General features: G+C 37.8%; 8 protein-coding genes. 1 reads left to right on the plus strand and 7 read right to left on the minus strand.

The window, feature by feature from the left end:
* Positions 1-91 precede the first annotated feature (91 nt).
* From AC1DTM_RS05860 to AC1DTM_RS05885, 6 genes are all read right to left on the minus strand, one after another.
* Positions 92-883, minus strand: a complete 792-nt coding sequence (locus AC1DTM_RS05860; RefSeq protein ID WP_002149838.1) for a DUF2268 domain-containing putative Zn-dependent protease — start codon at positions 881-883, stop codon at positions 92-94.
* A 116-nt stretch (positions 884-999) separates the two neighbouring features.
* Positions 1,000-2,238, minus strand: a complete 1,239-nt coding sequence (gene fabF / locus AC1DTM_RS05865) for a beta-ketoacyl-ACP synthase II (RefSeq protein ID WP_016104174.1) — start codon at positions 2,236-2,238, stop codon at positions 1,000-1,002.
* Between the two features lie 31 nt (positions 2,239-2,269).
* Entirely contained in the window at positions 2,270-3,202 is a 933-nt protein-coding gene (fabH, locus tag AC1DTM_RS05870) for a beta-ketoacyl-ACP synthase III (protein WP_002149840.1), read from the minus strand.
* A gap of 569 nt (positions 3,203-3,771) precedes the next feature.
* Positions 3,772-3,948 (minus strand): ComZ family protein, encoded by a 177-nt coding sequence (locus AC1DTM_RS05875; RefSeq protein WP_002011319.1) that lies wholly within the window; start codon positions 3,946-3,948, stop codon positions 3,772-3,774.
* A 64-nt stretch (positions 3,949-4,012) separates the two neighbouring features.
* Positions 4,013-4,885, minus strand: a complete 873-nt coding sequence (locus AC1DTM_RS05880) for an NAD-dependent epimerase/dehydratase family protein (protein ID WP_477000085.1) — start codon at positions 4,883-4,885, stop codon at positions 4,013-4,015.
* A gap of 29 nt (positions 4,886-4,914) precedes the next feature.
* Positions 4,915-5,649, minus strand: a complete 735-nt coding sequence (locus AC1DTM_RS05885; protein ID WP_016104172.1) for a lipase family protein — start codon at positions 5,647-5,649, stop codon at positions 4,915-4,917.
* A gap of 156 nt (positions 5,650-5,805) precedes the next feature.
* Between AC1DTM_RS05885 and AC1DTM_RS05890 the strand changes: the two genes are divergently transcribed.
* Positions 5,806-5,988, plus strand: a complete 183-nt coding sequence (locus tag AC1DTM_RS05890) for a YjzD family protein (protein WP_477000086.1) — start codon at positions 5,806-5,808, stop codon at positions 5,986-5,988.
* Between the two features lie 31 nt (positions 5,989-6,019).
* Here the strand turns inward: AC1DTM_RS05890 and AC1DTM_RS05895 are convergent.
* On the minus strand, positions 6,020-7,892 hold a 1,873-nt coding region (locus tag AC1DTM_RS05895), incomplete at its 5' end, for an ATP-dependent Clp protease ATP-binding subunit (RefSeq protein WP_477000087.1).

Raw genomic sequence — 7,892 nt, forward strand, 5'->3', positions numbered from 1 at the left:
CTTAACTTTATTCCACTTAAGGAAATATATTCTAATTATTATTTTTTCTTCTATAATATAAAAAAAACAGGAGGTAACGCTCCTGTTTTTTTTATGAAACATGAAATGTATTTGCTTTATTCAATATTTCTTTCGCATCTATAGATAATAAAGACAGTGTATTTTCTCCTTCAAATGCTACACAGTCTTTCACAATATGAAATCCAAGTGCATAGCCAAGCATTTTCGGATACGAGTGCAGTCCATTTAATAAAACATCATGCTCCCTCGTACCTCTCTTTACATCTATTCGTTCTTGTATTGAATTTCTCCAATAATAAATAGCATCTTCTTTTGAAATGTAAGTAGTCCATGGTGCACATCTTTTTTCTGTATACCTTTCATACACAGCTTGCTCAGCTAACCCTTCCATAATCATCGTATCAAGTAATGTATACTCTGTTTCCTTCGTCTCAATTTGATGTAATCTACATATATGGTGGTATTCATGCGTTAATAAAGCTTTTAGTTCCTCTACTGAATTACGTCCACATACGAATAAGAAAATAACGTGACGCATAGATAAACCAGCCTTCCCGTTATATTCCTCTTGTACCGTTCGATTATATGAATCTGATAATAAAATAAAGATAGGGACATCTGGACCTTTTAGCCAACTTTTCAATTTTTCATACTCCATGCTAAGTTCTTTCCAAATTTCTTTCTTCTCTAACTCTTTAATTTCCTGCTCCCCCCGCATTACTGGGCGATACATACCTTTAGAGATTAAAAAGCGATACAGCCTCTCTTTTGGCAATGGAATATACTTTGTAAATTTCTCACAAAGCTTTTCTGGGCGTCCATAATACAGATGTAACCATTCTGCCGTTTCAACAACCCCCACCCTTCATCCCTCCTTTTCTTATGTATATGCAAAAAAAGAAAGGAACGTAAAGGTGATAAAAAATAAATAAGGTGTCTTTTCGTAGTACTTTACGAAAAGACACCTTATTGTACATATTACTTATATGCTTTAAATACTAATACTGCGTTATGACCACCGAATCCTAATGAATTACTTAATACAGCCCGCACTTCTTGATGTCTCGCTGTATTTGGTACGTAATCTAAATCACATTCTGGATCTGGTGTTTCATAGTTAATCGTCGGAGGAATTACTCCGTCTGTAATTGATTTAATAGAGAAGATCGCTTCAACAGCACCAGCTGCTCCTAATAAATGACCTGTCATTGATTTCGTTGAACTAATCGCTACTTTATATGCATGCTCACCGAAAGTTTCTTTAATTGCCATCGTTTCATACTTTTCATTTGCATCTGTACTTGTACCATGTGCATTAATGTAATCAATATCTTCTGGCTCTAGACCTGCATCAGCTAAAGCTTGACGCATCGCACGAACTCCGCCTTCACCGCCAGGAGCAGGCATTGTAATATGGAACGCATCACCAGTTGCACCATAACCAGCAATTTCCGCATAAATGTGAGCACCACGTGCTAATGCGTGCTCTAATTCTTCAAGAATAAGAATTCCTGATCCTTCACCCATTACGAAACCACTACGGTTTTTATCAAATGGGCGGCAAGCCGTTGCTGGATCTTCATTGAATGTTAATGCTTTCGCTGAGCTAAACCCAGCGAATGCCATACTTGTTAATGGCGCTTCTGCTCCGCCTGTTATCATCGCATCAGCATCACCGCGCTGGATTACTTTAAACGCATCACCAATTGAGTTTGCTCCAGATGCACAAGCTGTTACAGAGCAAGTATTAATTCCTTTCGCTCCTGTAGCGATTGACACTTGACCTGCTGCCATATCTGGAATCATCATTGGTACGAAGAATGGGCTCACGCGGCGCGGACCTTTTTCAGCAAAAATCTTAAATTGTTCTTCGTATGTTTCCATACCACCAATACCAGAACCAACCCATACACCAATGCGTGGTGCATTTTCTTCTGTAATTTCAAGCTTCGCATCTGCTACTGCCATTTTCGCTGCTGCTACTGCATATTGCGTAAAGCGGTCCATACGGCGCGCTTCTTTTTTATCTATATATTTTTCGACTTCAAAGTCATTAATTTCTGCTGCTACTTTTGCAGGAATTTGTTCTGAATCTATTCTTGTAAGTCGTCCGATTCCGGATACACCGTTTTTAATGTTTTCCCAAGCTGTTTCAACATCTGTTCCGATCGGTGTAACAGCTCCTAGCCCTGTAATTACGACCCTCTTTTTTTCCATACAAAATACACTCCTTTTTTTCTCTCAGTCCTTATTTACCCCAACGAAGAGCTACTGCTCCCCATGTTAACCCGCCGCCAAAACCTACTAGTATAATTAAATCACCATCTTGAATACGTCCATTTTGCAATTCCTCTACCATTGCAATTGGAATTGAAGAAGCCGATGTATTACCGAACTTTTCAATTGTCATACTCATTTTTTCTTTCGGTAAATTTAATCTTTCTCTTGCAGATTCCATAATACGAATATTCGCTTGATGTGGTACTAAGAAGTCCACATCCTCTTTCGTAAGTCCCGCTTTTTCTAACACGCGAAGACAGGAATCACCAAGTTGGCGAACAGCAAATTTAAAGACTTCTCTGCCGTTCATCATAACATACTCGTCTTGATAAAGATGCTTACCGCCACTTCCGTCCGCTCCTAATTCAAAGGAAAGTACACCTTTTCCTTCCGAAACAGCTCCCATTACGATAGCACCTGCTCCGTCCCCAAATAGTACTGCTGTATTTCGATCGTTCCAGTCTACAATTTTAGATAGTTTGTCACTACCAACTACTAATACATTTTTATAAGTTCCCGTTTGAATAAATTGCTGTGCTGTAATCATTCCGTACATAAAGCCAGCACATGCTGCACTTAAATCCATCGCGGCTGCGTGTTTTGCGCCAATTGCTTCTTGGATTACACAGGCTACTGCTGGGAATGCGCGATCTGGCGTTACTGTTGCCACTAAAATAAGATCGATATCCTCTCCGCTAATCCCTGCATCTTCAAGTGCTTTTTTAGAAGCCTCTACCGCCATATATGAAGTATCTATTGTATCATCGGCAATGCGTCTTTCTGCAATTCCCGTTCTCGTACGAATCCATTCATCAGATGTATCTACGATTTTCTCTAAATCGTGATTTGTGACTACTTTTTCTGGCACATATCTTCCGACCCCTAAAATGCCCACGTTCACATCGCAGCCCTCCATTTTATATCAATTATTATGACTTGGTACTAATTTTAAAACATAAATGTACTTTTGTCTAGAATATATTTCAGCTAAAAAAATAAAGACAGCGTATTACTAACTTTATTTTTCATTAAAAGAAACAGAAAAATTCCTGCCCTTTCAAAATATAAATTATTCCATACCCTTACTCCGCTCGAAACAAAAAGAGGCTCTTACCGCTTCTATCCACGGTTCGAACCTCTCTCCCATCAAAAAAAAGGGTTCTTTATTCTTTATCCGCTTTCCTTCAAAACTAAGGCGTTCTCCTCATAACCTTCCCCTTTAACCTCATCATCCCTCCGGTTTTACTCCGCTCGAGACTAAAAAAAGCCCCAACCGCTTCTATCCACCGTTCGAGCCTCTCTCCCATCAAAAAGAAGATTTTTTATTCTTTATCCCCTTTCCTTCAAAACTAAGGCGTTCTCCTTTAACCTCATCATCCCTCTGTTCTTACCTCGCTCGAGACTAAAAAARGCCCYWACCGCTTCTATCCACSGYTCGAGCCTCTCTTCCCTCTAAAAAAGAAGGTTTTTTTATTCTTTATCCGCTTTCCCAAGCTCATATGCTTCGCCCATTACTTTCATCAATAGCTCTAACACCGGCTGTGCTTTCTCCATATCAAGCGCAATTCCATTAGAATCTAAAATTGCCTTAGCTTCTGGTAAATGCTTCATTGCGATTTGTAAAAATTGCATACTTTTTTCGTTCATGTAATCTCTTCCTCTCCATTAAAGCTTTTCAATCAATTATCCATACAATAGTTTAACACGTGCGCTACCCTTCATATAACTCTTTATATTTTTTCATATGTGCCAATTGTTTATTTAAACCGAATTYTACTGGTGTATTTTTTTGAATAGAAATAACCTCTACAGCTTCATCTCTTACTTCCACATTTTTTTTATTTACTTTATCATCTGCATGCAGCAAGGTCATACCTTTTTCCCATAACTCTTCTTTTCCGCTAAGTAAATTATATACACCGAGGTGCTTTACATTCATTCCATGTTCCCATAAATATTCACATACATCTTCAACGTAAAGTAAATCGCTTCCTTTTTCTCCATTTATACAACGGCACTCTTTGTCATCAAGTTCTGATAAAATAAGCTGATGATACATCATAAACGACGGTTGCCACGGCCCATATAATGTAGGAACTCGATATGCACTATATTGTAATTCGCCTTTTTTCAACCCTTCTTCCACCTTCGAAAATAGACGTTTGTTTTCGGATTCTTCAGTGCTTCCTATTTCAATAGAAGAAATTAGATTTAACTTTACGTTATTTTTTTCACACATCCTTACGATTCGTTTTAAATATTGTAATATGACCCTTTCATTCCGAAATCCACTTTGCTGATTCGGCTCATACAAGCAAAAATAAACTGTATCGAAACTTTCTTCCTCTACCGATCGCCATCCGTCTTCATCCCTTATAGAATAGTACGTAAATAACGCATTCCGCCCAATCAACAATAATTTCTCTTCATTAACTTTTGTCATACTATCAAATTCATCAAAATCAAGACCATATACTTCTACTTCTTCTGCAATCATTTTATTCACAAGGTGATAACCTACAAACGTAAGTGCACCTATAATCAGCACGCGTTTCATACCACCAACCCTTTCCCCTTGAAACAAATAGCTCCTCATTTATGTATATGGGAGCTTCACAATTCTTCTTCATATTTTCCAAAGAAATCACACGTTTGTCTAACCATTTTATATTTCACATCTTGCAGATGGAATAAAACAGAAGTATCGCATTGATTGAATTGCCTCATTTTCTCGTATTTACGTAACAATTGTTTTCTTCCTCTTTTTTCCTGTGTTGAGACAAAAATTTTAACAGGTACACAAGACGGAAGAAGTGCAAATGATTTCTTATTTATTTTTGATTCTAATTCTTCTTCTTTGGAATCATACGCCAAACTTAATTCCTTCACTAATCTTTTGTAAAAAAACTTATGCTCTTTCTCAAACTCCACATATTCTGGTAAATCTAAACACGGATTTAACATAACGACAGAACGTATACATTCAGGGTATTTGTTCATCATCTCCAGTGCTACAAGCGCTCCCATACCATCTGCCATAATGTGCATTTTCGTATTCAATGTCTCTTTTCTTAGAACGACATCATACAAACGTTTTGCTAGACGAACAGCTCGGTCGTTCCCCCAATGCCTTCCGTATAAGTTAGACGAAAAGACTGTGTAGCCTTTTTCAATAAGGCCCTGTAAAAAATAAGCTCTCCCTGCATGCTGTGTCCATAAACTTGTACCATTCTCAATAAAATAGTTATAATCTCCTAGGAGCATAACAGAAAATCCATTTGGCTTTTCCGGTAAATAAATTACACATGGTTCTTTTTCTAAGTAAAAAAAACGTTCTGTAATACTCATTTTTCCCCCGCCTTATTTTCTAAACGTATAAAAGTACTCTTTTATAATGTATGAACAGAATACAAATTTGCGTTGAAAAATCTACAAATATTTTTCTATATTCTTTTTTCAATTGTGTTACAATAAGGACAGATTGAACGAATAGAGGTGTAAAATATGCGTTTCATTTGGGCATTAATTTGGTCGTTCGCGCTTGTACATATGATGAGCTACGTAATCGGCTCTATGACTGGCGGTACATACGATTTTAACCAAGCGTCTATTTTCTCAGTTGTTCTTGCGGTATTAGTATTAGCGATTGCAGCTGCGATTCCAAACKAGCCAGTAGAACAACACTAAAAAGAGTCCGGATTTTATCCGAACTCTTTTTTTAGTTTACATGAACGACTAATTCATTATTCTCAACATCAACAACTACATGACTATTATCAGTAATCGTTCCTGCAATTAATTCTCTCGCTAATTTCGTTTCAACTTGACGCTGTACGTATCGTTTTAACGGACGAGCTCCGTACATCGGATCGAACCCAGCTTCTACAACAAATTCTTTTGCAGATTCCGTCAATTCTAATGATATGTGGCGATCTGCTAAACGCCCTTGTAATTCTTGTACAATCTTATCAACAATACCTTCAATTTCATTCCTTGTAAGAGGTTTAAATAAAATAATTTCATCGACACGGTTTAAAAATTCTGGTCGGAAATGTCCTCTTAATTGTCCCATTACAAGTTCTCTTGACTCTTCTTTAATAGAACCATCTTCTTCTAGCCCTTCTAATAAGTGAGCCGATCCAATATTTGAAGTCATAATAATAACTGTGTTTTTAAAGTCTACTGTACGTCCTTGTGAATCTGTAATGCGTCCATCGTCTAACATTTGTAATAAAATGTTGAATACTTCTGGATGTGCTTTTTCGATTTCATCTAACAAAATAACAGAATACGGTTTACGTCTTACTGCTTCTGTTAATTGTCCGCCTTCTTCATATCCAACATATCCAGGAGGCGCACCAATTAAGCGTGACACTGCGTGTTTCTCCATATACTCAGACATATCGATACGAATCATTTGCTCTTCACTGTCAAATAACGTTTGTGCTAATGTTTTTGCAAGTTCAGTTTTACCAACACCTGTAGGTCCTAGGAAAATAAATGAACCAATTGGACGATTCGGATCTTTAATACCAGCGCGTGCACGAAGAACTGCGTCTGATACTAAGCTTACTGCTTCCTCTTGGCCGATTACACGCTCTGATAAAATCTGCTCTAAGCGTAGTAATTTCTCGCGTTCACCTTCAACGAGTTTTGCGACAGGAATACCAGTCCACCTTGAAACAATGTCTGCAATTTCTTCTTCACTTACTTCCTCGCGTAATAAACGATTCTCTTGTTTATTATGTGCACCCATCTCTTCCGCTTCTTTTAACTCTTTTTCGATAGCTGGAATTTTCCCGTGGCGAAGCTCAGCTGCTTTATTTAAATCGTAATTTCCTTCTGCTTCTTCTAACTCACGGCGCAAGCGCTCTAAATGTTCACGTAAGTCACGCACTTTATGAATGTCTTCTTTTTCTTTCTCCCATTTCGCTCTCATACTACTTGCAACTTCTTTTAAATCCGATAATTCACGTTGCAATGTTTTTAGGCGCTCTTGACTACCTAAGTCCTTTTCTTTCCCAAGAGCAGCTTCTTCAATTTCCAGCTGCATAATGCGGCGCGTTACTTCATCTAATTCTGTTGGCATAGAATCAATTTCTGTTCGAATTGTTGCACAAGCTTCATCAACAAGATCAATTGCTTTATCGGGCAAAAAACGATCTGAAATATATCGATCTGATAAAACAGATGCTGCTACAATCGCGCGGTCATGAATATTTACACCGTGATAAATTTCAAAACGCTCTTTTAAACCACGTAAAATGGAAATTGTATCCTCAACAGTTGGCTCTTCTGCTAATACTTGTTGGAAACGTCTTTCTAATGCTGGATCTTTCTCAATATATTTACGGTATTCATCTAATGTCGTTGCCCCGATACAATGCAGTTCACCACGTGCTAGCATTGGTTTTAACATATTTCCTGCATCCATCGCTCCTTCTGTTTTACCAGCGCCGACGATTGTATGAAGTTCATCAATGAATAATAAAATGCGGCCTTCACTCTTTTTAATTTCATTTAATACAGCTTGCAGACGCTCTTCAAACTCACCGCGGAATTTTGCTCCGGCCACAAGTGCACTCATATCT

The organism is Bacillus sp. P4_D3 (assembly GCF_056401855.1).